Annotated in this window: 29 protein-coding genes and 1 pseudogene; 21 read left to right on the top strand and 9 right to left on the bottom strand. The window is 34.3% G+C overall.

Annotated features, from left to right (window positions below; all coding sequences use genetic code 11):
* Positions 1 to 9 precede the first annotated feature (9 nt).
* The 4 genes from ABEB31_RS06580 (at position 10) to ABEB31_RS06565 (ending at position 4537) form a co-directional block, all read left to right on the top strand.
* Complete coding sequence (locus ABEB31_RS06580; RefSeq protein WP_347050551.1) at positions 10 to 1263, top strand: type IX secretion system plug protein; 1254 nt, start codon at positions 10 to 12, stop codon at positions 1261 to 1263.
* Positions 1264 to 1342: 79 nt separating this feature from the next.
* Positions 1343 to 1729 carry a Co2+/Mg2+ efflux protein ApaG gene (apaG, locus tag ABEB31_RS06575; protein ID WP_008467225.1) on the top strand — a complete coding sequence of 129 codons (387 nt, stop codon included), beginning with the start codon at positions 1343 to 1345 and terminating at the stop codon, positions 1727 to 1729.
* Positions 1730 to 1883: 154 nt separating this feature from the next.
* On the top strand, positions 1884 to 3509 hold the full coding sequence (gene pruA, locus ABEB31_RS06570) for an L-glutamate gamma-semialdehyde dehydrogenase (protein WP_347050550.1): 1626 nt from the start codon (positions 1884 to 1886) through the stop codon (positions 3507 to 3509).
* A 296-nt stretch (positions 3510 to 3805) separates the two neighbouring features.
* Complete coding sequence (locus tag ABEB31_RS06565) at positions 3806 to 4537, top strand: hypothetical protein (protein ID WP_347050549.1); 732 nt, start codon at positions 3806 to 3808, stop codon at positions 4535 to 4537.
* Positions 4538 to 4623: 86 nt separating this feature from the next.
* Here ABEB31_RS06565 and rsmG read toward each other — a convergent pair whose 3' ends face one another.
* Positions 4624 to 5253, bottom strand: coding sequence for a 16S rRNA (guanine(527)-N(7))-methyltransferase RsmG (rsmG, locus tag ABEB31_RS06560; RefSeq protein WP_347050548.1), 630 nt, complete (start codon positions 5251 to 5253; stop codon positions 4624 to 4626).
* Between the two features lie 107 nt (positions 5254 to 5360).
* Between rsmG and ABEB31_RS06555 the strand changes: the two genes are divergently transcribed.
* From ABEB31_RS06555 to ABEB31_RS06510, 10 genes are all read left to right on the top strand, one after another.
* Positions 5361 to 6458, top strand: a complete 1098-nt coding sequence (locus ABEB31_RS06555) for a fatty acid desaturase family protein (RefSeq protein ID WP_347050547.1) — start codon at positions 5361 to 5363, stop codon at positions 6456 to 6458.
* 72 nt (positions 6459 to 6530) lie between these two features.
* Entirely contained in the window at positions 6531 to 7721 is a 1191-nt protein-coding gene (locus ABEB31_RS06550; protein ID WP_347050546.1) for a pyridoxal phosphate-dependent aminotransferase, read from the top strand.
* Positions 7722 to 7829: 108 nt separating this feature from the next.
* Complete coding sequence (locus ABEB31_RS06545) at positions 7830 to 8840, top strand: hypothetical protein (protein ID WP_347050545.1); 1011 nt, start codon at positions 7830 to 7832, stop codon at positions 8838 to 8840.
* A gap of 150 nt (positions 8841 to 8990) precedes the next feature.
* On the top strand, positions 8991 to 9446 hold the full coding sequence (locus ABEB31_RS06540) for a ferritin-like domain-containing protein (protein ID WP_347050544.1): 456 nt from the start codon (positions 8991 to 8993) through the stop codon (positions 9444 to 9446).
* Positions 9447 to 9600: 154 nt separating this feature from the next.
* Entirely contained in the window at positions 9601 to 10239 is a 639-nt protein-coding gene (locus ABEB31_RS06535) for a hypothetical protein (RefSeq protein WP_347050543.1), read from the top strand.
* A 56-nt stretch (positions 10240 to 10295) separates the two neighbouring features.
* Positions 10296 to 10640, top strand: a complete 345-nt coding sequence (locus ABEB31_RS06530; RefSeq protein WP_347050542.1) for a hypothetical protein — start codon at positions 10296 to 10298, stop codon at positions 10638 to 10640.
* 124 nt (positions 10641 to 10764) lie between these two features.
* Positions 10765 to 12633, top strand: coding sequence for a peptidase U32 family protein (locus ABEB31_RS06525; protein ID WP_347050541.1), 1869 nt, complete (start codon positions 10765 to 10767; stop codon positions 12631 to 12633).
* Between the two features lie 402 nt (positions 12634 to 13035).
* Positions 13036 to 14196, top strand: a complete 1161-nt coding sequence (gene purT / locus ABEB31_RS06520; RefSeq protein WP_430408227.1) for a formate-dependent phosphoribosylglycinamide formyltransferase — start codon at positions 13036 to 13038, stop codon at positions 14194 to 14196.
* A 2-nt stretch (positions 14197 to 14198) separates the two neighbouring features.
* Positions 14199 to 14519 carry a DUF6370 family protein gene (locus tag ABEB31_RS06515; RefSeq protein ID WP_347050540.1) on the top strand — a complete coding sequence of 107 codons (321 nt, stop codon included), beginning with the start codon at positions 14199 to 14201 and terminating at the stop codon, positions 14517 to 14519.
* Between the two features lies 1 nt (position 14520).
* A complete protein-coding gene (locus ABEB31_RS06510) occupies positions 14521 to 15096 on the top strand; it encodes a Crp/Fnr family transcriptional regulator (protein ID WP_347050539.1) in 576 nt (191 codons plus the stop codon).
* 103 nt (positions 15097 to 15199) lie between these two features.
* Here the strand turns inward: ABEB31_RS06510 and ABEB31_RS06505 are convergent.
* A pseudogene (locus tag ABEB31_RS06505) lies at positions 15200 to 15742 on the bottom strand (isocitrate lyase); the annotation flags it as partial.
* A gap of 110 nt (positions 15743 to 15852) precedes the next feature.
* On the opposite strand from ABEB31_RS06505, the gene ABEB31_RS06500 reads away from it, so the two are divergent.
* From ABEB31_RS06500 to ABEB31_RS06490, 3 genes are all read left to right on the top strand, one after another.
* Complete coding sequence (locus tag ABEB31_RS06500; protein WP_347050538.1) at positions 15853 to 16569, top strand: pirin family protein; 717 nt, start codon at positions 15853 to 15855, stop codon at positions 16567 to 16569.
* Between the two features lie 145 nt (positions 16570 to 16714).
* Positions 16715 to 16948, top strand: a complete 234-nt coding sequence (locus ABEB31_RS06495) for a (4Fe-4S)-binding protein (RefSeq protein WP_347050537.1) — start codon at positions 16715 to 16717, stop codon at positions 16946 to 16948.
* Positions 16949 to 17096: 148 nt separating this feature from the next.
* Positions 17097 to 17630 carry a YceI family protein gene (locus tag ABEB31_RS06490; protein WP_347050536.1) on the top strand — a complete coding sequence of 178 codons (534 nt, stop codon included), beginning with the start codon at positions 17097 to 17099 and terminating at the stop codon, positions 17628 to 17630.
* Positions 17631 to 17793: 163 nt separating this feature from the next.
* On the opposite strand, the gene ABEB31_RS06485 is transcribed toward ABEB31_RS06490, so the two are convergent.
* Positions 17794 to 18654 carry an AraC family transcriptional regulator gene (locus tag ABEB31_RS06485; RefSeq protein ID WP_347050535.1) on the bottom strand — a complete coding sequence of 287 codons (861 nt, stop codon included), beginning with the start codon at positions 18652 to 18654 and terminating at the stop codon, positions 17794 to 17796.
* Between the two features lie 221 nt (positions 18655 to 18875).
* Between ABEB31_RS06485 and ABEB31_RS06480 the strand changes: the two genes are divergently transcribed.
* Both ABEB31_RS06480 and fabD read left to right on the top strand, forming a co-directional pair.
* A complete protein-coding gene (locus tag ABEB31_RS06480; protein ID WP_347050534.1) occupies positions 18876 to 19238 on the top strand; it encodes a DUF983 domain-containing protein in 363 nt (120 codons plus the stop codon).
* Positions 19239 to 19311: 73 nt separating this feature from the next.
* Positions 19312 to 20184 carry an ACP S-malonyltransferase gene (fabD, locus tag ABEB31_RS06475; RefSeq protein ID WP_347050533.1) on the top strand — a complete coding sequence of 291 codons (873 nt, stop codon included), beginning with the start codon at positions 19312 to 19314 and terminating at the stop codon, positions 20182 to 20184.
* Between the two features lie 68 nt (positions 20185 to 20252).
* On the opposite strand, the gene ABEB31_RS06470 is transcribed toward fabD, so the two are convergent.
* The 5 genes from ABEB31_RS06470 to ABEB31_RS06450 all read right to left on the bottom strand — a co-directional run bounded on the left by ABEB31_RS06470 (position 20253) and on the right by ABEB31_RS06450 (position 23983).
* On the bottom strand, positions 20253 to 20579 hold the full coding sequence (locus ABEB31_RS06470; RefSeq protein ID WP_347050532.1) for a hypothetical protein: 327 nt from the start codon (positions 20577 to 20579) through the stop codon (positions 20253 to 20255).
* Positions 20564 to 20758: a hypothetical protein gene (locus ABEB31_RS06465; RefSeq protein WP_347050531.1), complete on the bottom strand. Its 195-nt coding sequence runs from the start codon at positions 20756 to 20758 to the stop codon at positions 20564 to 20566. Before ABEB31_RS06465 ends, ABEB31_RS06470 begins: the two co-directional genes overlap by 16 nt.
* 47 nt (positions 20759 to 20805) lie before the next feature.
* Positions 20806 to 21711 (bottom strand): DMT family transporter, encoded by a 906-nt coding sequence (locus ABEB31_RS06460; protein WP_347050530.1) that lies wholly within the window; start codon positions 21709 to 21711, stop codon positions 20806 to 20808.
* Positions 21712 to 21796: 85 nt separating this feature from the next.
* Complete coding sequence (gene galE, locus ABEB31_RS06455; protein ID WP_347050529.1) at positions 21797 to 22813, bottom strand: UDP-glucose 4-epimerase GalE; 1017 nt, start codon at positions 22811 to 22813, stop codon at positions 21797 to 21799.
* A 39-nt stretch (positions 22814 to 22852) separates the two neighbouring features.
* Positions 22853 to 23983, bottom strand: a complete 1131-nt coding sequence (locus ABEB31_RS06450; RefSeq protein WP_347050528.1) for a DegT/DnrJ/EryC1/StrS family aminotransferase — start codon at positions 23981 to 23983, stop codon at positions 22853 to 22855.
* A gap of 134 nt (positions 23984 to 24117) precedes the next feature.
* Here ABEB31_RS06450 and ABEB31_RS06445 point away from each other — a divergent pair, with 134 nt between their 5' ends.
* A complete protein-coding gene (locus ABEB31_RS06445) occupies positions 24118 to 25347 on the top strand; it encodes a 3-deoxy-D-manno-octulosonic acid transferase (RefSeq protein ID WP_347050527.1) in 1230 nt (409 codons plus the stop codon).
* 350 nt (positions 25348 to 25697) lie between these two features.
* Positions 25698 to 25913 carry a PG1828 family lipoprotein gene (locus ABEB31_RS06440; protein WP_347050526.1) on the top strand — a complete coding sequence of 72 codons (216 nt, stop codon included), beginning with the start codon at positions 25698 to 25700 and terminating at the stop codon, positions 25911 to 25913.
* A gap of 117 nt (positions 25914 to 26030) precedes the next feature.
* Here the strand turns inward: ABEB31_RS06440 and ABEB31_RS06435 are convergent, their stop codons facing one another.
* Positions 26031 to 26429: a DUF1508 domain-containing protein gene (locus ABEB31_RS06435; protein WP_347050769.1), complete on the bottom strand. Its 399-nt coding sequence runs from the start codon at positions 26427 to 26429 to the stop codon at positions 26031 to 26033.
* Between the last annotated feature and the right edge of the window lie 34 nt (positions 26430 to 26463).

Raw genomic sequence — 26463 nt, 5'->3', positions numbered from 1 at the left:
CACAACAAGATGCCAAAATTTTTATTTACAAGCTTTATTTTTCTTTTTGTTTTTACAATATCGACAGCACAGGAAAAAGAAATTGATCCTCCATATAATATAAAAACTGCATCATTTGTCCAAAATGGAAACAATGTTATTCCTATTTTTGAATTAGGCTCTTCTTTCGACTTTCAGTTTGATGATTTATTTGGTAATGAAGCCAATTACTATTTTGAGGTAATTCATTGCGATTACAACTGGATGCCTACCAATATTCCGAAAAACGATTATATATATGGTCTGGACAATCAGAGAATTATGAATTATTCTAATTCTTTTAATACGCTTCAGAATTACTCGCATTACCGACTTTCTTTTCCAAATCAGTTTACGACACAAATACGACTTTCCGGTAATTATATGCTTAGAATTCTAAACGAAGATCGTGATGTTGTATTCTCCAGAAAATTTATTTTATACGAAAATCATTCGACAGTCTCCGCTCAGGTAAAAAGAAGCAGGGATTTAAGCAATATTGATTATAAGCAAAATTTAGATTTTGCTATTTTATCTAATGATATAGTTTTTCAGACACCTTTAAAAAATGTGAGAGTTCTTTTATTGCAAAATGGGAATTTTAAGAATGCTATAAAAAATATTGTTCCTCAATACACACTTGGAAACCAGCTCGTTTATAAATACAACAAGGAAACTCAGTTTTGGGGCGGAAATGAATTTTTATATTTTGAAAATAAGGACATTCGTGCTGCGAATAATAATGTTGCACGGGTGGGAGGAAATAATGATATTTATAATGCCTTTTTATACACAAATTCGGCAAGAGGAAATCAGATTTATACCTTGTACGAAGATGTAAATGGAAATTTTGTGGTAAAAAATATCAACGGTTCCAACAATGACATAGAAGCAGATTATGCCTGGGTTTATTTTAGTCTTTCTGCGCCTGCTTTCAGACTGGACAAAGACATCTATATTACCGGAATGTTTAATAACTACAGTCTTTCTCCCGAATATAAAATGGATTATAATACCGACAAAGGTGTTTTTGAAAAAGCCATTATGATCAAACAGGGTTTTACCAATTTTCAATATACGGTCGCAGATAAAAAAGGGGTTATAGATTATGAAAATGCTATCGACGGAAACTTCTATCAAACCGAAAACGACTATACAATTCTGGTCTATTATAAAGAGGCAACAGATCGTTATGAGCGGGTTATCGGAAAAGGAAATGCTAACTCTATCAATATAGTCAACTAAAACAAATGTTAAGGTTTTAGATTAAATGATTTTTTTTTGTAGCTTTGCCCTATAACACTCACATATATACGTCGTTAGTATGGTTTCTCAGATTACAAGAGGCATAAAAATATCTGTTTTAACTAGTTTTGAAGGTACTTACTTCAAAAACTACAAGATTCATTTTGCCTTTAGTTATGTAGTTACGATCGAAAACCATAGTAAAGATTCAGTTCAGCTCACTTCTCGTCACTGGGAAATTTTTGATTCATTGAATGACTTGGAAGTGGTAGACGGCGAAGGTGTTATTGGGAAAAAACCGGTTTTAAAACCAGGTGAAAACCATACTTACAGTTCGGGTTGTTTATTATCGTCTCCCTACGGCGCTATGAAAGGTCATTTTAATATGATCAATTTTACTACTACAAAAACATTCAAGGTTATCGTTCCTACTTTTAGAATGTGCGCTCCTTTTGCATTAAATTAAGACCTGGTTTCTAACTATTGCTTTTATCGTTATCTTAATCATAAAATTATCAATTTATTAATTTATCCTTTGTACTTTTGTGCAGCGTTAGATTATTCGTAACAAAACAAATGGTCTGACTTTAAAATAGTCTAATTCACAAATTTTAAATAACATGCTTAAAGGATTTTTTCATGTACCAAAAGCGGTAAACGAGCCTGTAAAAAGCTACGCACCAAACTCCCCAGAAAGAGCAGCTGTTCAGGCAGCTTATTCCACCATGTGGAATTCTCAGATTGACGTTCCCTTATATATTGGAAGCGAAGAAATCAGAACGGGCAATACCAGAAATATTACAGCTCCGCACGATCATAAACACGTTGTGGGTAAATACCATTTAGCAGAAAAACAACATATCGAAAAAGCAATTTCCAATGCTCTTGAATCTAAAGAAGCATGGGCAAATATGGCATGGGAACAACGTGCTGCTATTTTCTTAAAAGCGGCAGAACTTATTGCTGGACCATACAGAGCCCGCATTAACGCTGCAACCATGATTGGTCAGTCAAAAAACATTCATCAGGCAGAAATTGATGCTTCATGCGAGTTAATTGACTTTTTACGTTATAACGTAGAATTCATGACACAGATCTATAACGATCAGCCAAAATCTGATTCTACAGTTTGGAATCGTTTAGAATACCGACCTCTTGAAGGTTTTGTCTATGCGATTACACCTTTTAACTTTACTGCGATTGCTGCCAATCTTCCTGCAAGTGCTGCCATGATGGGTAACGTTGTGGTTTGGAAACCAAGCGACAGCCAGGTGTTTTCTACAAAAATTATTCTTGAAGTTTTCAAAGAAGCGGGAGTTCCGGACGGAGTTATTAATGTAGTTTTCGGAGATGCTTTAATGATTACAGATACTATTTTAGCAAGCCGTGATTTTGCCGGAATTCACTTTACAGGTTCAACGCATGTATTTAAAGATATTTGGGCTAAAATTGGCGCCAATATCCACAACTATAAAACATATCCGAGAATTGTTGGTGAGACAGGTGGTAAAGATTTTATTATTGCCCACCCGAGCGCAAATGCAAAACAAGTGTCAACAGGAATTACGCGTGGAGCATTTGAATACCAGGGACAAAAATGTTCTGCAGCTTCAAGAGCCTATATTCCGCAAAGTTTATGGCCGGCCGTAAAAGAGCAATTAATTGCAGATGTAAAATCTATGAAAATGGGTTCTCCTGAAGATTTTGGAAACTTTATTACTGCAGTTATTCACGAAGGTTCTTTTGATAAACTGGCAAGTTATATTGATCAGGCAAAAAAAGATGCTGATGCAGAAATTATTATCGGTGGAAATTATGACAAATCTGTAGGATACTTTATTGAGCCAACGGTTATCGTAACTACAAATCCGAAATATACAACAATGGAAACCGAATTATTTGGACCCGTTATTACAATTTACGTTTACGAAGATGCGCAATGGGAAGAAACTTTAGAATTAGTAGATACTACATCTGAGTATGCTTTAACAGGAGCAGTTTTCAGCCAGGACCGTTATGCAATAGAAGTAGCAACTACTAAATTGCAAAATGCTGCAGGTAATTTCTATATTAACGACAAACCAACTGGAGCTGTGGTAGGAATGCAGCCATTTGGCGGAGCAAGAGCTTCAGGAACTAACGATAAAGCAGGTTCTGCATTAAATTTATTACGTTGGGCTTCTCCGAGAACAATTAAAGAAACTTTTGTAACTCCTGAAGATTACAGATATCCTTTTTTAGGTTAATTATTTAGATTTCTAATACAAATCTTATCTTTATAGCAAAGCCGATTCCTAACCGAATCGGCTTTTTCATTATGTGAATCAATAGTTTTAAATTAGCGGGAAGTATTGTCAATACCTACAAAATCAAACATTCTAAATTTGTAATACTTTTCTTATACAATTAATAATCAACAATTTAAAATCTGCATTTGTCTTATTTTGATATTTAAAAAACTTTTAGTTCCTATCCATAAGAATGCATCGCTCTACATTTGCTTTTAATATAACGTTCCACTAAAAACATAAAAAAGCAAAATATGAGAAACTTAAACAACGTTCCGGAAGTGATAATGGAGTCAAAATGTATTGGTCATCCGATTAACTATAAATGGACTAAAAACAAAATAAATGATTTCTTAGATCCTGTTGAAGGGAATGACGAATTGGAAAACACCCTGATGCAGATTAATCATAAAGCCTCTGTTGCCTTAACGGCAGCTTTATTAGAGTGGGTATACTGGCGTTTTACAGGTTATACCCAGGCAACAAATGACACTCAAAAACGTATTGAAGCACTATGGTGTTCTGTTGCAAACAGAGAGCAAACAAATCCATTGGTATTTGATACTGATTTTGAGGTTCCTGCAGCGGGTTCTGTCAATGGCGCTTTATGGATTGCCTTGATGAATGTAAGAATGATAGATGTACGATATCGAAAAGGTTCGTATTTTCTGCAAAATGAGCTGGTAGGTTTAGTTTTACTGGCGCGTCATATTACTCCAAAAAAGAAAAAATTCGACAACTGGTTTGGCCAAACAATTACTAAATTAATTCAGTCGCATTCTAATCCGTATAGAAATACTGAATTAGATCCAACAGATGAAGCCGTTTACGATTCTTCAAATGAACCGGTATTGTCCCGTGAGTTTTTCTTTGATGCTGCATTCGAATATAGTCCCGAGGCATCAGAAAATGCGATTCATAATTTTATTGATAATTTAGATCTTAAGGCAAATTCTTTTTTAAATTTTTCTAAAAGAGCCTCGTAGTTTTAAAAGTTTTATTTTTAATTCAAAAAAATAACCCAGTAGAAGAAATTCCGCTGGGTTATTTTATTTTATATTCTTTTAAAAAATTAAACTTTAAATTTTAATGGAAGATGAACCACTTTTTTAGTTTCAAAAAATTCATCTTCGAAAATTTCAGAGAGATCATATAAGGTCGCTTTGGGAAAATCTTTTAATTCTTCAGATAAATCTCCACCTTTTAAATATAGAATCCCGTTTTTTAAAGTATGTTTATGCTGTTTCTTAATTTTATCATTAATCCAGGAAACAAAATCCGGCATATTGGTAACAGCACGGCTTACAATAAAATCGAAATCGCCTTTTACTAGTTCGGCCCGCTTCTGTTCTGCTTTGACATTTTTTAACTCCAATGCATCAACAACTCCCTGAACCACCTTTATCTTTTTTGCAATAACGTCAATTAGATAAAAACGGGTTTCCGGAAAAAGAATTGCTAACGGAATTCCGGGAAATCCTCCCCCTGTTCCAACATCAAGCACTGTAGCTCCCGGTTCAAATTTCATAATTTTGGCAATTCCCAAAGAATGCAAAATATGTTTAGTATATAAAGAATCAATATCCTTACGAGAAATAACATTGATTTTTTCATTCCAATCGTGGTATAAATAGTCTAATTTTTGAAACTGTTCAATTTGAAGATCGGTCAAATTGGGAAAATATTTCAATATCTCATCCATTGCTGTAAATTTTTAACAAAAGTACTACTTTACGATTGAAATATTTAACTCAATTTTGCAAATTGAGAATTTATAATAATTACCTTTGAAAACTATTTAAATTAATTATGAATAACAACGCACCTACATTTGCAAGGCAAGACAATCTGAAGTTCTTCAGAACGCTTAACTCTCGGGTAAACAATTATTTCAAAGAAAATAATATTAAAAAAACCGGAAACTGGAAGCTACACTTAAAAGCTGTTATTCTGTTTGCTGTTTTTTTAACACCATATTTTTTAATCCTTACGCTTGACATGCCTTTTTGGGTAATGCTGCTTTTATCGATTGTAATCGGTATCGGAATGGCGGGCGTGGGAATGAACGTAATGCACGACGGTAATCACGGTTCTTACTCAACAAAAACCTGGATCAATAAATTTATGGGCGGTACTATTTATGTCCTAGCAGGAAACGTATACAACTGGCAAGTTCAGCATAATGTGCTGCATCATACCTATACCAACATTCCCGGACATGACGAAGATCTGGATGCAGGAAGAATTATACGTTTTACAAAAGATGCAAAATGGCATAGTTTTCATCGTTTTCAACATTACTATTCTGTTTTCTTATACGGTTTACTTACTTTTAATTGGGCTATTACAACCGATTTTAAGCAAATGAGAAGTTATCTTAAAAGAAAACTGTCTTATGGAGAACCTAAAAATCCGAAAATTCTCTGGACGACTTTAATTATTACAAAAGTAATTTATGTTTCTATCTGGATTGTTTTACCAATGGTAATCGGAATTACATGGTGGAAGGTTCTTCTTGGTTTCTTTGTAATGCATTATACTGCCGGATTGATACTGAGTGTTGTATTTCAATTAGCGCATGTTGTTGAAGAAACTACAAATCCTTCTCCAAACGAATTGGGAGAAATGGACAATACCTGGGCAATTCATCAATTGTTTACCACCACTAATTTTGCACCAAAAAATGCAATTGTAAACTGGTACACCGGCGGATTAAACCATCAGATTGAGCATCATATTTTCCCAAATATCAGTCACATTCATTATGGCAAAATTGCAAAAATTGTCAAAGAAACTGCAAAAGAATGCGACCTGCCCTATTACGAATACAAAACAATGGGAAGTGCCATTATCGCCCATTTCAAACATTTACGTGAACTTGGAATGAAACCGGAATTATCAGTCTAAAACTAAAAAAATCTATTAATAATTAACCTTCTTTAATTGGCGCAACAATTAGGGACATTCAAAAATTTTATAATGAATCATATTCTTTCGGACAGAATCAACAACTTAGCCACTTCGCAAACATTAGCAATGGCTGCTTTAGCCCGCGAGTTAAAAGCACAAGGAAAAGACATTATCAGTTTAAGTTTAGGCGAGCCGGACTTTAATACACCAGACTTCATTAAAGAAGCTGCTAAAAAAGCAATCGACGACAACTATAGCACTTATTCTCCAGTTGACGGATATCAGGATCTAAAAGAAGCAATCTGCAGAAAATTCAAAAGAGACAATGATTTAGAATACAAACCATCTCAAATTGTAGTTTCTACAGGAGCAAAACAATCATTATACAATATCGCGCAAGTAATGTTAAACGATGGTGATGAGGTTATTTTACCTGCACCATACTGGGTTTCATATTTCGAAATTGTAAAACTTTCAGGAGGAGTTCCTGTAGAAGTACCAACATCTGTAGAAACAGACTTCAAAATAACGCCAGAACAATTGGAAGCGGCAATCACGCCAAAAACAAAAATGATGTGGTTCTCCTCTCCTTGTAATCCTTCAGGATCTGTTTATAGCAGAGAAGAATTAACAGCATTGGCAAAAGTTTTAGAAAAATACCCAAATGTATATGTTGTTGCAGACGAAATTTATGAGCACATCAATTTCTCAGGAACATTCTGCAGTATCGGTTCTATTCCGGGAATGTTAGAAAGAACAATCACAGTAAACGGAGTAGCGAAAGCATTTGCTATGACAGGTTACCGAATTGGTTATATCGGAGCTCCGGAATTTATCGCAAAAGCATGTACAAAAATCCAGGGACAAGTAACATCGGGAGCAAATTCTGTAGCACAAAGAGCAACAATTACCGCTGTTGATGCTGATCCAAGTGTGCTAAACGAAATGGTTCAGGCTTTTCACGGTCGTAGAGATTTAGTAGTTGGATTACTAAAAGAAATTCCGGGAGTAAAAATCAACGTACCCGAAGGCGCATTTTACGTATTCCCAGACGTTTCTTCTTTCTTCGGAAAAACTTTAAGAGGAACAGAAATTAAAGATGCAAACGATGTTTCGATGTATCTTTTGGCAGAGGCAAATGTAGCAACCGTAACAGGCGATGCGTTTGGAAATCCAAACTGTATTCGTTTCTCTTATGCGACAAGCAATGATATTCTAAAAGAAGCATTACGCAGAATCAAAGAAGCTTTAACAGCTTAATTAAAGATCCAATTATATAAAAAAAAGCCTCAGGAAATTCCTGAGGCTTTTTTATAATTTAGCCATTATAAATGTTCCTTAAAGCGTTTATAAAAATCAAATCAAAAAATGAAGAGACAAACTTTTTTAGCCTTATTTACTTTACTATTGTATATCAATGTTAAAGCTCAGAAAAATGAAAACATAATGATTTCGGTTTTTTATAAAGGCGAAAGTGATAAAATTAACACTAAAAATTCATCAGATATATATGACGTAATTTATAGCATGTTTACCAATTATAATACTATTCCAACAGATAAGGTAAGTGTTAAGAAATTTGACAAAGAAGACATTTTCTTTAAAAATAATTTGCCCTCAGAAAAAATGATTTCCGCTATTGATTCTCTTTCAAAAAATTCAAAATTAAGTTTACTGACTCAATTTAATAAACAGCAGCTTTTGTTCCAATCACATTTTCCGGGTTTTTTCAAAAAGAATAATGATATAAATTTTGTGGAGATTAAATTGAAATCCTTTGATGCAATGGGTAAAAACAAAATTTCAATTGACAGTATTCACTCTGTCAACAATAATTGGGGCACCTTACTCAGCAAAGGCATAACATATCATACGATTGAAATTCAGGACAATCTTAATATTTCAGACAAAAAAGCAGCAGGAAGCGCCATTTATAATGTAAAAATAGTAACCGACTATAAAATTCAAAAATTAGATCGATTAAATTTAATTAATTCATTTTCGATAAATAATAAAGACATAAAAATAATTGAAATCTATAACAAAATTTTTGTGTTTGATGTTTTAAACGAAAGTAACAATTTTAAACAAAAATCTGAACATTTTAATTTTTTTGCAATTGATATAAATGATAAAAGTGAAACCAAATTAGGCTCAAAAATTAGTTATCCAATTTATAAAGATTTATATAACATTTATAAATCCAACAGAAAAATTAACAAAGAAGAATTAAAAAAGATCTTGCCTGTTGAAAGATTACAAAAGATGAAAGAGAACGGATTTTACTATGCTATAGAACAGGATATGCAATACGCAAACAATGTATTGTTTTACTCGAAAATTTATGGTATTTCAAAAGACATTAAAGTAAAAATTTAAATAATAAATATCAATTATCTTACTTCTAATATAAGTTGTTATAAAATTTCCATTCCACAATATTATAAAACATAAGCTATAATCCTGTAAGATATAATAACTTATAAAGAAGCAACTTTGTAATATATATTAATTTAAAAACTATTTGTCATGATACATACAGATGAAACCACAAAAGAAGCAGTTAAAACTTTAGAAGGATTAATTTCAATTCTTGAAGATGGAAAACTAGGATATACAAATGCAGCCGAACATGTAGAAAATCCAGCAATGAAAACTGATTTTCTTGAATATGCACGTGAAAGAGCTTTGTTTATTGTTGAGTTGCAGGACGAAATCAATAAACTTGGAAAATCAACAGATACTTCTGGTGGTGGTCCGTTAGGAGCTTTACACAGAACATGGATTGATATTAAATCATCTTTCACAGGTGGAGATACAGAAGCTATTATCAATGCTTGTGTAACAGGAGAAGAAGCTGCAATTGAAAAATATAAAGCGGCATTAGAAGATAATCATTTAGAATCAAGCCAGACTTCAATCGTTTCTAAACAATTGAACAGCATTCAGAATGCTTTATCACAAATTAAAATGAGAGCGAATTAATCGATCGATCGATTCATGCTTTTTTTTTGAAAACCACTTTAACCTTCGGGTTGGGTGGTTTTTTTGTTTTTAAATTCTTTTTACGATGGATATTGTCATATGAATTAAAATACTATTTTTATCGCGAATTATATTTCAAAACCAAACCCTGAAAATGAAAAAACTAATAATCGGAATCATAGCCGCTTTTAGCATAATCAGCTGTTCATCAGAAGATTCACCATCAACTAAACCGGAAACAGAAGTTGAAGCTCCAGTTAAACCGGAAATACCAGAACAACCTCCTGTTGTTAAAGTCGTACTTAAACCGGCCATTACAAATAATATAAAATCTTTAACTGGTAAAAGTCTTGAAACTGATTCGCTAAAATTAGTAAAACATGTTATTTATTATAAAGATGTGCCGAACTTTACTCAGGAAGCAGCTATAAAAGATTCTTTAAACACTTTTCGAGATACTTTAAGGCGTTGGTGGGGAAGTAGAACGGATTATGAGTATGACCAAATGAAACAACTTAAATCTACAAAAAAATACCTAGCCGGTTACAATGGTAATCAAGCAAGTACCACAGTAAGTTTTATGGACACATTTACGTATGTAAACGGAAAAGTTAGTACAAAAACCGAAAATAAATACTTGTACGATGTCAAAGGAAATATAAAAGAAGTAAAAACAAACGAAGGTACAGTTCTATATGAATATGATGATTTAAATAGAATAAAAAAAGTTGAAAAATACGTCTCTTACAACAATGTTTTTTCGCCAGATGTATCAGGTTTAGATATACTATAGATTTCGCATATGATGAAATTGGAGAAAATAAAGTAAGGGTAGTCGCAGTCTATTGGATGCAAACTTATGATAAATCCGGGCATGTTATACCTGGTCAGGAACATTATAATCTTAATTCTGATGAATACAACATTGATCCTACTAAACCCGGAATTTATGCAAATGAAGCTTGGTACAAAATATCAGCTTACCCTATTTTATCATATATGAAAACTCAAAATGAAGACAATAACACTTTTCTTCCTACACCTACTACTCATATAACAGATTGGCTTTGGTATTCTCAAAGACCTATGAAAGAATATTATATTTATAATAAACAGGATTATCTTATTAAACATATTACAACGACTAACTTTGCAAATGGCGTTTCGTCCTCAATAACTTTGTTTGAATACTAATAAGAATAAGGTTATAAGTTAACAATTTCAAAAAAAATCAACTCAACTCTAGCAATCTCAAATAATTTATAAGACCTTTGCACACTTTTTTTCGTGAATACCACAAAAGCCTAAAGTTTTAAAAATGAAGAAGAAGATTGAAATATTAGCACCAGCCAGAGATTTAATTGGCGGAATGGCTGCCATAAACAGCGGTGCCGATGCTGTTTATATTGGTGCGCCGCAATTTGGTGCACGTTCTAATGCCAACAATTCTATTGAAGATGTTGCGGCATTGGTAAAATATGCGCACTTATTTAACGCTCAGGTTTTTGTGGTAATGAATACCATTTTATACGACAACGAATTAGATACCTGTCGTGCCATGATTTGGGAATTATACGGTATTGGTGTTGATGCGCTGATTATTCAGGATATGGCGATTATGGAAATGGACTTACCTCCTATCGTACTTCACGCCAGTACACAAGCCAATAATCGTGATGCAGATAAAATTAAATTCCTTAAAGATGCCGGAATCAAACGTGTGGTTTTAGCACGCGAATTGAACTTGCATCAAATTAAAACAATCTACGACGAAGCCGATGTTGAATTAGAGTTTTTCGTTACCGGAGCACTTTGTGTTTCTTTCAGCGGAAACTGTTATATGAGTGTGGCAAACGGAGAACGTAGTGCCAACCGTGGTTCTTGCGCTCAAAACTGTCGTTTACCGTATAACTTAATCGACGGAAACGGAGAAACTTTAATCAAAAACAGCCATTTACTTTCTATAAAAGATTTAGACGTTTCAGACCAGATTCCGAATTTGATTGAAGCGGGAATTGTTTCTTTTAAAATCGAAGGACGTCTTAAGGATGTGGCGTACGTAAAAAACAACGTGTCGTACCTTCGTCAGAAATTAGACAGTTATTTAGAAGGAAGCGACAAATACACTAAAGCTTCTTCTGGAAAATGTACCTATACTTTCGATTCTACTTTAAACAGAACTTTCAACCGTGGTTACACTGATTATTTCGTAAACGAAAGACACGCTAGCATTGGCTCCTGGGAAAGTCCAAAATCAAAAGGACAATATATTGGAAAATTAATCCGAACTATCGGAGGCGCTTACGAGATCGAAAACGGCGAATTACTAAACAACGGCGACGGACTTTGCTTCATCAACGAACAAAACGAAGCCGATGGAATTTATGTAAACAAGGCCGAAAACGGGAAAGTGTATCCTAACGTTTTAAAAGAAATTAAAGACGGTACCTTTATTTACCGTAACAACGATACCGCTTTCATCAAAATTGTTGAAAGAGAAGATAGTGCGATCCGTAAAATTGGAACTACTTTGTTGCTGACCGAAAATGAAAATGGTTTCGAATTAATCGCAACCGACGAAGACGGAAACATAAGCACCGTAAAATTAGAACATCCAAAAGAACAAACGAAAAACGGCGAATCAATCGCAGAAAACTTCAAAGTGCAATTGGCAAAAACAGGTTTTACGCCTTACAGTGCTGATGAAATTGACGTTGTATTTTCGCAAAACTGGTTCCTTCCAATTTCGAAAATCAACGAAATGAGAAGAAATGTTTTCGATCAGTTATCAGAAATTCGATTGGCCAATTACAAACGTGAAGAACACCAATTGGTAAAAACGTCACATCCGTATCCGGAAACGAAATTAGATTTCATGTACAACGTTTCCAACAAAACGGCTCGTAAATTCTACGAACGCCACGGTGTTACCGAAATCGAAAAAGCATTTGAATTACAATGGGATCCGGGAAAATCTCGTGTTATGACAACAAAATATTGCATTAAATACGAATTAAAAAAATGCCCAATTCACCAAAAAGATATTGTTGGTGTTAAGGTTAAAGAACCTTTGGTTTTAAAACAGGGCGAATTGGAATACAAACTAAAATTCAACTGCAAACCCTGCGAAATGGAAATCTGGGAAAAAGATGCTGAATTTGAGATTGAAGAAGATCAATATCATTAAAAGTTCTTAACCGCAAAGAGCGCAAAGATTTACGCAAGGTTCGCAAAGTTTTTTTTTAAAGCTTTGCGAACTTTTTTTATTTTGATATTTCTATAATCTTGTCATTTCGACGAAGGAGAAATCTCCGCAAGTAACTCCGTTTCAATAAATCAATCTTTGTCGAGTTTCTAGTGTGATTTCTGCCTTCGGTCGAAATGACAAACTGTATGGTTATGTAATGTGACAATCAAATTAGCAATCAACTAAAATCTGCTGAATCTGCAAAATCTGCGTGAAACCCTTTGCTAACTTTCCTTTGACTTAAAACAAAACTTAGCGAACCTTGCGTAAATCTTTGCCAACTTTGCGGTTAAAAAAAGCTTTTTTGCTACTTTTACTTCTCCAACAATACAACACTCCAAAATGAAAATACTACTTCTGGGTTCAGGCGAATTAGGCAAAGAATTCACTATCGCCGCACAACGAATCGGACAAACCATAATCGCAGTTGACAGTTACGAAAATGCACCGGCAATGCAAGTTGCACACGGTTTTGAAGTCATCAATATGCTCGACGGCGACGCTTTAGACAGAATCGTAGCCAAGCACAATCCAGACTTTATAGTTCCCGAAATAGAAGCCATTCGCACTGAACGTTTTTACGATTACGAAAAACAGGGAATTACTGTTGTCCCCTCAGCGAAAGCGGCCAACTTTACCATGAACCGTAAAGCCATTCGTGATTTAGCATCCAAAGAATTAGGATTAAAAACTGCCAAATATCAATACGCAACTTCAGCCGAAGAATTACAAAAAGCCGTTCAGGAAGTTGGAATTCCGTGTGTGGTGAAACCTTTGATGTCTTCTTCTGGAAAAGGGCAATCAACAATCAAAACTGAGGAAGATATTTTAAAAGCCTGGGAATATGCTGTCGCAGGTTCGCGCGGCGATGTTATCGAAGTGATTGTAGAAGCTTTTGTAGATTTTCATTCGGAAATTACACTTTTAACGATTACTCAAAATAACAATCCAACTTTATTTTGTGCGCCAATCGGGCACCGACAAGAACGAGGCGATTATCAGGAAAGCTGGCAGCCGGCTTTGGTATCCGAAAAAGACTTATATGAAGCTCAGGATATGGCAGAAAAAATTACCGAAGCACTTGGTGGTGCCGGACTTTTTGGTGTGGAGTTTTTCCTGACTAATGAAGGTGTTTATTTCTCCGAACTTTCGCCGCGTCCGCACGATACTGGAATGGTAACTTTAGCAGGAACGCAGAATTTCAACGAATTTGAATTGCATTTAAGGGCGATTTTAAGTCTTCCTATTTTCGAAATTACTTTAGAAAAAGCCGGAGCAAGTGCCGTAATTTTAGCATCAGCAGATTCTGTTAATCCAACTTTTACCGGAATTGAAAAAGTAGCTGCGTTACCCAAAACCGATTTCAGGATTTTTGGGAAACCAACTTCAAGGCCGTATCGCAGAATGGGAGTTGTTTTAAGTTCTGATTCTTTACTGACTCCAATTGAAGAAATTGTAGAACGCGCCAAAGGAACTGCAAAATTAATAACCGTAAATTCGTAAACATGAAAAATATACTACTAGCGGCATTCCTATTTATCGGAATTGCAGCGCAAGCACAAGACAAAAAGAAATTTGAAAAACCGACAATCGTTGAAGCTTCCTGCGGAGAATGCCAATTCGGAATGAAAGGTAAAAGCTGTGACTTAGCCGTTCGTATTGATGGAAAAAGCTATTTTGTTGACGGGACAACCATTCACGATCATGGCGATGCACATTCTGACACAGGATTTTGCAACGCAATTAGAAAAGCTTCTGTTACCGGAGAAATAAAAGGAAATCGCTTTGCAGCAACTTCATTTGCATTAATAGACGAAAAAAAATAATATGGCATTGATTCTTGAAAACATTGCCAAACATGTTACTCTGACTCCAGAAGAACAGGCACTTTTTTTATCTAAATTAGAAACTAACACCTACAAAGCCAAAACCATTTTATTAAATGCCGGCGAAGTTTGCAAACATTCGTATTTTGTAAATTCCGGAATTTTGAGAAGCTTTAATATCAATGACAATATTGTCGAGCATGTGCTTTCTTTTGCCTGCGAAGGCTGGTGGATGAGCGACATGTACAGTTTTTTTTCGCAAAAACCGGGACAGCTTTTCATTGAAGTTTTAGAAGAAGCTGAAGTAGTTTCTTTATCCAAAGAAAATCAGGAACAATTGTATTTAGAAATTCCTAAACTAGAACGCTTTTTCAGAATTTTGATTGAAAACTCTTTAGTGGCGAATCAACAGCGTTTAATGGACAACTTAAGTTTACCCGCCGAAGAACGTTTTGAAAAATTCAGTAAAAAATATGGAACATTAATACACAAAGTTCCTCAAAAACAGATCGCTTCTTTTATTGGAGTTACGCCAGAATTCTTTAGCAAAATGAAAGCCCGTCTTTTAAAAAAATAGAAATTTCCGCCACGATTTACGAATTTTATTCTCAACGATTGTAAAAAAATAATTCGTGAATTACTTCGTCGATTCGCTATCGCTCGGGTCGTGGCGGAAAAAATTAAAATTGCTCAACCTCTGTAGAATGTTTCATTGCTGTAATTGTTGATTTTCCTATCATAACCGTGTTTTGAACGGCATCGAAATAAGAAGTTCCCACAAAAGCCTGATATTTTACAGCTCTGAATCCGTTTTTTTGTAACGCGAATTTCTTTCCTGCAATTCAGAATATCCAGCCATTCCGCGTTCTTTGTAGGCTTTAGACAATTCGAACCTACTTGTATTCAAAGCATGAAAACCAGCCAGTGTAATAAACTGAAATTTATATCCCATTACAGCCAAATCTTCTCTAAACGTTTCCATTTCGGCAACCGATAATTTTGCTGCCCAATTGAAGAGGGCGAACAATTGTAAGCAAGTAGCTTATCCGGAAATTCTTTTTTCATGGCGTCTGCAAACTTTTTGCATACACCAAATCACGATTACTGGTTTCCATCCAGATCAAATCGGTATATGGATCATAGCTTAAATCTCTTGCAATTCCCTGGTCGATTCCGTTTTTCACGTAGAAGAAGCCTTCATTGGTTTTTTCACCGGTTAAAAAAAGCTTAAAAATTTAACACCTTCGCATCTCAGAATCTTTTCTTAACCTAGATTAAGTGCCTTTTATAACTACTGTCGTAAATTTGTACTATTAAATTAAACATACAAATCATGGAAAATATAGTATTACATAAAGCAGAAACAAGAGGAAATGCAAATCATGGATGGCTTAATGCTTACCATAGTTTTAGTTTTGCGAGCTGGTACAATCCCGATAGAATTCAGTTTGGGGCGTTACGTGTTTTGAACGATGATACAATTGCAGGCGGAATGGGTTTCGGAACGCATCCTCACGATAATATGGAAATTATTACAATTCCGCTGGAAGGAGATTTGGCACACAAAGACAGTATGGGAAATACTGAAATCATCAAAAATGGCGATATTCAGGTTATGAGTGCCGGAACTGGTGTACAGCATAGTGAGTTTAACCCAAATGCAGACCAGCAGACTAAATTATTACAGATCTGGTTGTTTCCGAACAAAAGAAATGTAGAACCGCGTTATCAGCAAATTTCGTTGGATGTTGCCGACAGACACAACAAATTACAACAAATCTTATCTCCAAATGCAGACGATGCCGGAGTTTGGATTCATCAGGATGCCTGGTTTCATATGGCCAATTTTGATGCAGGAATTGCAACTGAATATCAATTGAAAAAAGAAGGAAATGGTGTTTATGCTTTTATCTTAAAAGGAAATGTTACGATCAACGGACAGGAATTAAACACTCGTGACGCGCTTGGAATTTCAGATTTTGAAACTTTAAATATAAAATCAAATACAGATGCTGAATTTCTTTTAATGGAAATTCCGATGAACTACTAATTCAAAACAACAACTTACTAAAAGGTAATATTTTGAATTTCAATTTATTACCTTTTATTTTTTATCCCAAAATTTTCAAAAACCAAAAAGAAAGATTAAATTAGAGAAAAATTGATTTTCTTTTCAAACTATTAAATTCCCAAATATGAACCCGGAGAACCTTACTAAAGAATATACAAACGGAGAAGTTACTATTGTGTGGCAATCCGGAAAATGCATTCATGCCGCGCAGTGTGTAAAAAACAATCCTGATGTCTTTCGGCCGAAAGAAAAACCGTGGATCACTGCTGAGCAATCAACTTCAGAAAAAATTATACAAACGGTACAAAAATGCCCATCGGGAGCTTTGACCTTTTATATGAATAATATAAAGTCATGAGCAGATCTAACAGGTTTTAGAAAACTGTTAGGTCTAATAAGAAAAAAAACAAAGTTTTTATTTCTTAATCTAGGTTAAGTGCCTTTCGATTACTACTAGCGTAACTTTGTCTTATCAAAATGAAATTAATTATTTAAAAAATAAAATTATGGCAACTACAAAATGGTCAATTGACCCAACTCACTCAGAAATTGGTTTTAAAGTTAAACACATGATGTTTACAAATGTTTCAGGAAAATTCGGAACTTATGATGCTACCGTTACCACAGAGGGAGAAAATTTCGAAAATGCTGACATTCAGTTTTCTGCTGACATTGCTTCTATCGACACAGCAAATGCTGACAGAGATGGTCACTTAAGAAGTGGCGATTTCTTTGACGTGGAAAACAATCCAAAATTAACTTTCAAATCTACTTCATTCACAAAAGTTGATGACGGGGATTATGAATTAACTGGAGATTTAAGCATTAAAGAGGTTTCAAAATCTGTAAAATTCCCAGTTGAATTTAGCGGTATCATGACTGATCCTTGGGGAAATACTAAAGTTGGTTTAAACATAGAAGGAAAAATCAATCGTAAAGATTGGGGATTAAACTGGAATTCTGCTCTTGAAACCGGAGGAGTTTTGGTTGGAGAAGAAGTAAAACTGAACATCGAAATTCAATTGGTAAAACAGGCTTAATCTCATAAAAATTAGGTTTTAATTTGGTTGGTTAAAAACCCTGTACTTTTTAGGAAGTGCAGGGTTTTTGTTTTTAAGGAACGCGGACTTCGACTTCGCTCAGCCTGACATTCGTAAGTTTAATTAATACATGATTGTCATCCTGAGCGGAGCCGAAGGCTTTTTAACGTTTATTTCTAAATTCGGTTGGGGAAATTCCGGTTTGTTTTTTGAAGACGCGGGAGAAATACGAATAATCTTCATAGCCAACCGCATACGCGACTTCGTTTACTGCCAGCTGTTTGTCGATCAGCATTCTTTTGATTTCCAGAATAACACGATCCATGATGACTTCGGTGGCGGTTTTTTGGAGAATTTCGTTGCAGATTCTGTTTAAATGTTTTAGTGTGATATTTAATTTTTCCGCATAAAATGATGGGAATTTCTGCGTTCTGAAATGTTCTTCTAAAAGAACTTCAAACGCACTTATTTTGATATTGTACGAATGCGTTTGATGTGAAAAAGTTTCACCATACTTACGGGCAATTTCGATATGAATGCAATCTAACAGATTTAGCATTTTATCCAATTGCAATTTATTGTCCTCACTATTTTCCTGAATTAATAATTCAAAGTAAGGCAGGATTTTAGCTATTTCTGGTGTTTTAAAATCTACTTCTGGACGATTTAAAATCGAATTGTAAAAATTATAATCGTTAATTTTTTTGTGTCCGAAATACAAATTATACAATTCCTGAGAAAAGATAATTACAAAACCCTCTATGTCTTCAGACAAACTCCAATGATGCATTTGGCCGGGCTGTAGAACAAACAGACTTCCTTTTTTTATTTCGAAACTGTCAAAATCTACTTCGTGCATTCCGGAACCATTTGTAAAAAAAACCATTAAATAAGAATCGTGACGATGTGGTTCTTCGACAAAACTGTGGCTTTTTAAATGCTCTTTAAAAGTATTTACATAAAACTCACGATGAATATCGTTACAGTTAAAATTTTGCACACTATAGATTGGGTATTTCTTCATAAGCACATTTCAATCGTTTATAGAGTTCCTGCAAGGTTTTTAAAACCTTGTAGGTATTGTAGGTGAATTCTTTGATGCTATTTAGACCTACAAGGTTTTGAAAACCTTGCAGGATAAAAATCAAAACAAAATGTCTTTATTATGCTATAATCAGCGAAGATAAACAAAAGGCTTTTAATACTTGTGTAATTACCTTTGTATAAACAAAAAACAACAAAATCATGTCAAGCGCATTAACTCATATTTTAAAAAACGAATGTCCTGTTTGTCACAAAGGTAAAGTTTTTACAGACAAAAACATTTTTCTGAATTTTAGTTTTCCAAAAATGAACGAATATTGCAGTCATTGTCATTATAAATTCCAAAAAGAGCCTGGCTATTTCTTTGGTGCAATGTATGTAAACTACGGATTAACAGTAGCTCAGGGAATTGCAACTTATTGTATAGCACAATTCTTTTTTGAAAAAAATTTCGATTTGCGAATCATTCCAATCATTGCTGTAGTGATCACTTTATTGACACCTTTCAACCTCCGATTTTCGCGATTAGCATGGATTTATATGTTTAAAGGTTATACAAGCTAAAAAAGTGTTATTTTTGCCGTCCAATTGAAACTACTTTTCAATTCCAAAAAAAAGTAAAAATTAAATTAGACAAATGAAAGCATACGTATTTCCGGGTCAGGGCGCGCAATTCACAGGAATGGGTAAAGACCTTTATGAAAGTTCGGCTTTAGCCAAAGAATTATTCGAAAAAGCGAATGAAATTTTAGGTTTCAGAATCACAGACATCATGTTTGAAGGTACTGCCGAAGAACTGAAAGAAACTAAGGTAACACAGCCTGCTGTATTTTTACATTCGGTTATTTTGGCTAAAACTTTAGAAGATTTTAAACCAGAAATGGTTGCCGGACATTCTTTAGGCGAATTTTCTGCATTGGTTGCCAACGGAACTTTGTCTTTTGAAGACGGACTTAAATTGGTTTCTCAACGTGCTTTAGCCATGCAAAAAGCCTGCGAAATTACGCCCTCTACAATGGCTGCGGTTTTAGGTTTAGCGGATAATGTTGTTGAAGAAGTTTGCGCTTCTATCGACGGTGTTGTGGTTGCTGCAAACTATAACTGCCCAGGACAATTGGTAATTTCGGGAGAAACTACTGCTGTTGAAAAAGCTTGTGAAGCGATGAAAGCTGCGGGTGCAAAACGTGCTTTGATTTTACCCGTTGGAGGTGCTTTTCACTCTCCAATGATGGAACCGGCAAGAGAAGAATTGGCTGCTGCAATTGAAGCGACAACTTTCTCTAATCCAATTTGCCCAGTGTACCAAAACGTAACCGCAAATGCGGTTTCAGATGCAAACGAAATTAAAAAGAACTTAATCATCCAATTGACTGCTCCTGTAAAATGGACGCAATCTGTACAACAAATGATCGCTGACGGGGCTACTTTGTTTACAGAAGTTGGTCCAGGAAAAGTTTTAGCTGGTTTGATTAATAAAATTGATAAAGAAGCGGTTACTGCTAATGCTTAATTTTTGAGTTTGTAACTTTAGCTTTCAATAAATAGAAAATGCCTCATAAATATTATGAGGCATTTTTGTTAAAGCCCTTGTGCTTCTACAGAATTATTATTTATAATTCTTGTAATTAAATAATTATCATTTCTTTTTTCAAAAAAGATATACCATGTTGTTCTTGAATTTGTTTTGTAAAACACGTAATTAGCTCCTAAGTATCTAAGTGGATTCGGAGTTTTTTTATGTGTCGTTTTCTTTATTCTTTCAGGAATTGCGTCATAAATATCAGACACATATTTTTCAGCAGATTCTATAAATCCGAAATATTCTTCCTTGTATAATTTAACAACCAAATCATCTAAAAATCGAATAACATCTGGTGTAGAATTAATTTCTATTTTCCCCACCACTCTCTTATTCTCTTAATAGATTCTGCTTTAGCTTCTTCTAAAGTCAAGCCTTTGGCAAACTCAGCATCAAAATCGAAATTCTCGTGATCTATTCCCTCAAATTTCGGTTTTAGAGCTTGATATTCAACGGCAGGTTCTTCGACTTTGTTGATTTTTTCATTTCCATTCTTCGAATCCATAATCACTTTCTTTATAGAGCAAATTTACGAGAAATGTTTGAATAAATTTAAATTACAGATTTTTCTTTCTTTTTATAATTAATTATAAAAACTCCCAAAATAATAAGTACGGTTGCGATAATAAAATCCATTGTAATTTTCTCCTTCAAAAGCAACCAGCCCAAAAATACCGCTATAATCGTATTGATGTAAGATAAGATAGAAACCTGCACAGCTGTAACATGTTTCAATGCATAGTTATAACTAAAGAAAGCAATTACAGATCCGAAGACTGAAAGATATAGGGCGGCAAATATACTGGTTGCACTCCATGTACTTATATCCGGATTGGGAGAAAAAATTGAAGCCAAAACCAGCTGTATACAAGATGCCATTGTAAATTGATAAAACAGATTCAGCACTATATTTCTTGATTTACTTCCGTGAAATTTGGTGTAAATTGTCCCTGCAGCCCACGCTATGATAGCAAATCCCATAAATATAATTCCGTTTCTGTAGTCTTCATCCAGAAATGATTCCAATCCGTCTTTAAAAATCAGGACAACTCCACAGAAACCGATAATAACACCAACAAAACCTTTCAAACTCATTTTCTGCAATCCAAATAAAATACTTCCGAGAAAAATGACTATGGGAGAAAGAGCACTAATCACAGACGCCAATCCGCTAGGCAAGGTTTGCTCTGCAATGGTAGTAAAACCATTAGCAATTACCAGCATTAAAACAGATGGAACAAGCTGATGTCTTAAATTTTCCCAGCCAATCCATTTCAATTCCTTTCTAAACAGCAAAATAATCATCATAATAAATCCCGCCAGTCCCTGACGAATAGAAGTTACAAACCACGGCGGAATCGTTTCTACCGCTACTCTAATTCCCAGAAATGTGGTCCCCCAGATTATTCCGACTGCTGTTAATGCAAAAATTAATTTATAATCAAAACTTTGTTTCATGATCTAAAAGTGTCTTAAAAAAAGTCCCAAACTATACTGGATAATTTGGGACTTTAAAATTTTTATAATTTTAACTGAGAAGAATTTATATACTCCTCACTTTTTGTTCCCATTTCCATGCGCTTGCCATTGCTTCATCTAAACTTAGTTCAGCTTTCCACCCTAAGACATTGTTCGCCTTATCTGTATTTGCATAAGCTTCTGTAATATCACCTTCGCGGCGAGGCATAATCTTATATGGCAATCTTTTATCGCTTACTTTTTCAAAACTGTGAATGACTTCAAGCACAGAGCTTCCTTTTCCAGTTCCTAAATTAAAAGTTTCAACCTTCTCTAAATTCTTTTTATTTAATAAACGCTGTAAAGCAATTACATGTGCCTTTGCTAAATCTACAACGTGAATATAATCGCGAACTGCAGTTCCATCCGGGGTTGGATAATCATTTCCAAAAACAGATAATTCCTGGCGCAATCCTGCTCCGGTTTGTGTAATAAACGGAACTAAATTTTGAGGAACTCCCAATGGTAATTCGCCAATTTCTGTAGAAGAATGAGCTCCAACCGGATTAAAATAACGCAGTAAAATAGCACTGATATTAGTCACTTTTGCTGTATCGGTAATTATTTCTTCGCCAATTTGCTTTGTGTTTCCATACGGAGACATTGCTGTCTGAACCGGCGCGTCTTCTGTAATCGGCATTTTTTCGGCCTGACCATAAACCGTACAGGAAGAACTAAATATAAAACTGGCTTCTGGTTTTTGCTGTAACTCCTGCAGAAGATAAATTAAACTGCTGATATTGTTTTCATAATACAATAAAGGCTGTTCCACACTCTCTCCCACTGCTTTTGAAGCTGCAAAATGAATAACACCTGTAACATCGCTATGCTTTTTAAAGAAATCCCGAACTGAAGCTTTTTCCCGCAAATCCAGTTTTTCAAATAACGGGGTTTTACCGGTAATGGCTGTAATTCCTTTCAAAACATCTTCTGAAGAATTAGAAAGATTATCAATGACAACAACTTCGAAGCCTTCATTTTGCAATTCGACTACGGTATGCGAACCGATAAATCCTAATCCTCCTGTTACTAATATTTTCATTTTGTGGTTTTTATGGTTGTATTTAGCTATAGCTTTTTATTATTTTAAAAATTCGATTACACTATCTGTAATAAATTTAATTTGCTCATCATCAAGTTCTGTATGCATTGGCAAAGCAATTACTTCTTTTACCAACTGATTCGTTACCGGAAATTGCTCTTCTTTATAACGCGGATCTACATATGCTTTTTGAGAGTGCAATGGAATAGGATAATAAATAGCACAAGGAATTCCTTTATCCAACAAATGCTGCATTAACGCATTACGATCTGCATCAACAATTCTTAAAACATATTGATGAAAAACGTGATCATTCTGATTTGCATCAAAATCTGGAGTAATGATATGTTTATTTCCTTCAAATGCTGCATTATATTTTGTCGCCGCCAAACGACGTGCTGCGTTGTATTCATCTAACAAAGGTAATTTTGCATTTAAAACCCCGGCCTGGATACTGTCTAAACGTGAATTAACTCCCACGACATCATGGTGGTAACGCTCGTACATTCCGTGATTTACAATTCCGCGGATAATGTGTGCCAGATTATCATCATTTGTAAAAATCGCTCCTCCGTCTCCGTAACAACCTAAATTCTTAGAAGGAAAGAAAGAAGTAGCCGCCACATGACCAATTACTCCAACTTTAGTTTTAGCACCCGATTTAGAAACATAATCTGCTCCAATCGCCTGTGCATTATCTTCAATTATATATAAATTATGTTGCGCTGCAATTTCCATAATAGCATCCATATTAGCAGCACGTCCAAATAAATGTACCGGAACAATTGCTTTTGTTTTTGGAGTTATTGCTTTCTTAACCGCTTCAATATCAATATTCATATTTACCATATCCACATCAACCAAAACCGGCGTCAATTGTAGTAAAGCAATAACCTCAACAGTGGCCGCAAAAGTAAAATCGGCAGTAATAACTTCGTCTCCCGGCTGAAGACCTAGCCCCATCATAGCGATTTGCAAAGCATCAGTTCCATTTGCACAAGGAATTACATGTTTTGCGCCTAAATAATCTTCAAGATTTTTTTGAAACTGATGAACTAAAGGTCCGTTAATATATGTATTTGTATCTAAAACTTCCTGAATAGAAGCGTCTACAGTAGATTTTATTTTCTCATATTGACTTTTTAAGTCAACCATCTGAATTTTTTTCATTTCTAAATAATATTTAAATTAAAGACCCCGTTTAAATTTGAAATCTCTAAATGGAGGAACAAAAATAGTTATTAATAGCTTCAAACCAATGAAAATAGTCGAAAGAAATGTAATTTAGCCACAAAAATTTACACATGCTTTTTCTATATAATTTAATAGTTTTATTCGCCGGATTTTTCCTCAGGATTGTCGCATTGTTTAGCCCAAAAATCAAGCTTTTTGTTGAAGGCAGAAAAAATGTTTTCTCAATTTTAGAGGAAAAAATAAAACCGGAAGACAAAACCATATGGTTTCATTCTGCTTCTCTTGGTGAATACGAGCAAGGCTTACCGGTTATCGAAAAAATAAAGGAAAAATATCCTTCACATAAAATTATTGTGACCTTTTTTTCTCCCTCGGGATACGAAGTGCGTAAAAATAACACAGTAGCAGATGTTACTATTTATTTGCCACTTGATACTAAAAACAACGCAAAGAGATTTTTAAAAGCCGTGCATCCAGAGCTAGCCTTTTTTATAAAGTATGAATTTTGGCTTAATTATCTAAACGAATTAGAAAAGAATAAAATTCCAACTTATTTAATTTCAGGCATTTTTAGAGACAATCAGGTGTTTTTTAAATGGTACGGCGGATTTTACAGAAAGGCACTCACTGCCTTTACTTACTTTTTTGTTCAAAACGAAAAATCAAAAGAAAAAGTAGAAAGCCTGGGTTTTCAAAACGTAATCGTTTCAGGAGACACCAGATTTGACCGCGTCAATGCAATATTAGAGAGAGACAACTCATTAGATTATATTGAAATTTTTAAAAACAACCAACCTGTTATTGTTTTTGGAAGCTCATGGCCAAAAGACGAAGCTTTGATTACAGAGTTTATTAATCAGGCAGATGAAAATGTAAAATTTATAATTGCACCTCACAATATTAAACCGGATCAGATTTCGGATTTACAATCAAAAATCACAAAATCAAGTGTTTTATTTTCTGAAAAAGACAACAAAAACCTATCACAGTATAATGTATTCATAATAGATACAATTGGGTTATTAACCAAAATTTACAGTTACGGAACTATTGCATATGTGGGGGGCGGATTTGGAAATCCCGGAATACACAATATTTTAGAACCTGCTACTTTTGGAATTCCAATTGTAATTGGCCCCAATTACTCTAATTTTGCCGAAGCTGTTTCTCTTGTAGAACTAAAGGGATGCGTGGTTATTTCTGATTTTCAGGAACTTAAAACAGCATTCGATCAGCTTTTAACTGATAAATTGTTTTATAAAGAAAAGAGTGAAATCTGCAGATCATTTATTCAAAACAATAAAGGAGCTACAGAAACTATCATGAAAGTAGTTTCCTAACTCTTTAAAAAGTAATTTTTGAGTTAAATACGAACTTTTTATACAATTTAAACTGATTAAAATTCCCTTTTGATCTTTGAAACCAAATTTCATATTTAATAAAAAACAAAATAAACTACAATAAACAGAATCAAAAGAGCCAAAAAAGCGATAGAATTTTCAATAAAAAATAAATTACACAAAACATACAATAATATCATTTCTTTTTGTTAATTTGGCATATTATTTGATAAATAACATAATCGTGAGTAAGGAAAATATTTTAAAAAAAAAGTGAAAAAATATTTTACATATTAAAAAATTTATATCTTTGCCACGAATTAATAATTAACCTTTTATAATAAAGTAAGATGAAAAAAGTATTTTTAAGTTTAGCTGTTGTTGCTGTATTAACTGTTGTATCTTGTAAAAAAGCTGACGCTGCTGCTTCAGAAACTGCTGTAGATTCTAGCGCTGTAACTGTTGATTCAGCTGCTGCTGTAGTTGATTCTGCTGCTGCAACTGTTGATTCTGCTGCTGCTAAAGTTGATTCTGCTGCTGCTAAAGTAGAAGAAGTAAAAAAATAATTAGAACCTAAGTTCTAACGATTTTAAAACCATCTTTAGAAGATGGTTTTTTTTATGATCAATTTTAATTGATCCGCTTCAATAAAAAAAAGCGTTCACAATTGTGGACGCTTTTTTTTATTCTGCAACTTCTTCCAACTCTTGTTGAGTCACTTCATCTTCTGTTTCCTCATCTTCAAATATCACTTCATTTGAAGAGAAATCCAAAATCTCCGCTTTAGCGCCGTAAGTAACAATTTCTTTAATTCCTTTTTGAAGAAGTAACTCTGTAGTATATTTTCGACTTGTGGCAAAATGAACACCATCCAACATCAGTTTAAAAAAATACTTTCCTCCGGAGCCTTTAAATTTCAAAAACTTCGAAAGCTCAATTGTTCTTTTAAATCTTTCAATATCTTCCTCACACTCAAACCGCAACTCATAACTTAAACTTGTAAAAATCACTTTACCTCTTCTGGAAGTAAAAACAAATTTATATTCATCGTTAAAACGCCTACTAATTACAAACGCACCCATTTTGATTGTTGATTTTAGATTGTTGATTTTAGAT

Source organism: Flavobacterium olei, assembly GCF_039749035.1.
GTDB classification, from domain to species: Bacteria; Bacteroidota; Bacteroidia; order Flavobacteriales; family Flavobacteriaceae; genus Flavobacterium; species Flavobacterium olei.
The sequence above is the reverse complement of the archived record's forward strand: the minus strand, read 5'-3'. Positions and strand labels throughout refer to the sequence as shown.

Bases quoted from the DNA above. Each gene is read 5' to 3' on its own strand.
- ABEB31_RS06580 (WP_347050551.1), top strand. From the start codon at position 10: ATGCCAAAATTTTTATTTACAAGCTTTATTTTTCTTTTTGTTTTTACA.
- apaG (WP_008467225.1), top strand. From the start codon at position 1,343: ATGGTTTCTCAGATTACAAGAGGCATAAAAATATCTGTTTTAACTAGT.
- pruA (WP_347050550.1), top strand. From the start codon at position 1,884: ATGCTTAAAGGATTTTTTCATGTACCAAAAGCGGTAAACGAGCCTGTA.
- ABEB31_RS06565 (WP_347050549.1), top strand. From the start codon at position 3,806: ATGAGAAACTTAAACAACGTTCCGGAAGTGATAATGGAGTCAAAATGT.
- rsmG (WP_347050548.1), bottom strand. From the start codon at position 5,253: ATGGATGAGATATTGAAATATTTTCCCAATTTGACCGATCTTCAAATT.
- ABEB31_RS06555 (WP_347050547.1), top strand. From the start codon at position 5,361: ATGAATAACAACGCACCTACATTTGCAAGGCAAGACAATCTGAAGTTC.
- ABEB31_RS06550 (WP_347050546.1), top strand. From the start codon at position 6,531: ATGAATCATATTCTTTCGGACAGAATCAACAACTTAGCCACTTCGCAA.
- ABEB31_RS06545 (WP_347050545.1), top strand. From the start codon at position 7,830: ATGAAGAGACAAACTTTTTTAGCCTTATTTACTTTACTATTGTATATC.
- ABEB31_RS06540 (WP_347050544.1), top strand. From the start codon at position 8,991: ATGATACATACAGATGAAACCACAAAAGAAGCAGTTAAAACTTTAGAA.
- ABEB31_RS06535 (WP_347050543.1), top strand. From the start codon at position 9,601: ATGAAAAAACTAATAATCGGAATCATAGCCGCTTTTAGCATAATCAGC.
- ABEB31_RS06530 (WP_347050542.1), top strand. From the start codon at position 10,296: ATGCAAACTTATGATAAATCCGGGCATGTTATACCTGGTCAGGAACAT.
- ABEB31_RS06525 (WP_347050541.1), top strand. From the start codon at position 10,765: ATGAAGAAGAAGATTGAAATATTAGCACCAGCCAGAGATTTAATTGGC.
- purT (WP_430408227.1), top strand. From the start codon at position 13,036: ATGAAAATACTACTTCTGGGTTCAGGCGAATTAGGCAAAGAATTCACT.
- ABEB31_RS06515 (WP_347050540.1), top strand. From the start codon at position 14,199: ATGAAAAATATACTACTAGCGGCATTCCTATTTATCGGAATTGCAGCG.
- ABEB31_RS06510 (WP_347050539.1), top strand. From the start codon at position 14,521: ATGGCATTGATTCTTGAAAACATTGCCAAACATGTTACTCTGACTCCA.
- ABEB31_RS06500 (WP_347050538.1), top strand. From the start codon at position 15,853: ATGGAAAATATAGTATTACATAAAGCAGAAACAAGAGGAAATGCAAAT.
- ABEB31_RS06495 (WP_347050537.1), top strand. From the start codon at position 16,715: ATGAACCCGGAGAACCTTACTAAAGAATATACAAACGGAGAAGTTACT.
- ABEB31_RS06490 (WP_347050536.1), top strand. From the start codon at position 17,097: ATGGCAACTACAAAATGGTCAATTGACCCAACTCACTCAGAAATTGGT.
- ABEB31_RS06485 (WP_347050535.1), bottom strand. From the start codon at position 18,654: ATGAAGAAATACCCAATCTATAGTGTGCAAAATTTTAACTGTAACGAT.
- ABEB31_RS06480 (WP_347050534.1), top strand. From the start codon at position 18,876: ATGTCAAGCGCATTAACTCATATTTTAAAAAACGAATGTCCTGTTTGT.
- fabD (WP_347050533.1), top strand. From the start codon at position 19,312: ATGAAAGCATACGTATTTCCGGGTCAGGGCGCGCAATTCACAGGAATG.
- ABEB31_RS06465 (WP_347050531.1), bottom strand. From the start codon at position 20,758: ATGGATTCGAAGAATGGAAATGAAAAAATCAACAAAGTCGAAGAACCT.
- ABEB31_RS06460 (WP_347050530.1), bottom strand. From the start codon at position 21,711: ATGAAACAAAGTTTTGATTATAAATTAATTTTTGCATTAACAGCAGTC.
- galE (WP_347050529.1), bottom strand. From the start codon at position 22,813: ATGAAAATATTAGTAACAGGAGGATTAGGATTTATCGGTTCGCATACC.
- ABEB31_RS06450 (WP_347050528.1), bottom strand. From the start codon at position 23,983: ATGAAAAAAATTCAGATGGTTGACTTAAAAAGTCAATATGAGAAAATA.
- ABEB31_RS06445 (WP_347050527.1), top strand. From the start codon at position 24,118: ATGCTTTTTCTATATAATTTAATAGTTTTATTCGCCGGATTTTTCCTC.
- ABEB31_RS06440 (WP_347050526.1), top strand. From the start codon at position 25,698: ATGAAAAAAGTATTTTTAAGTTTAGCTGTTGTTGCTGTATTAACTGTT.
- ABEB31_RS06435 (WP_347050769.1), bottom strand. From the start codon at position 26,429: ATGGGTGCGTTTGTAATTAGTAGGCGTTTTAACGATGAATATAAATTT.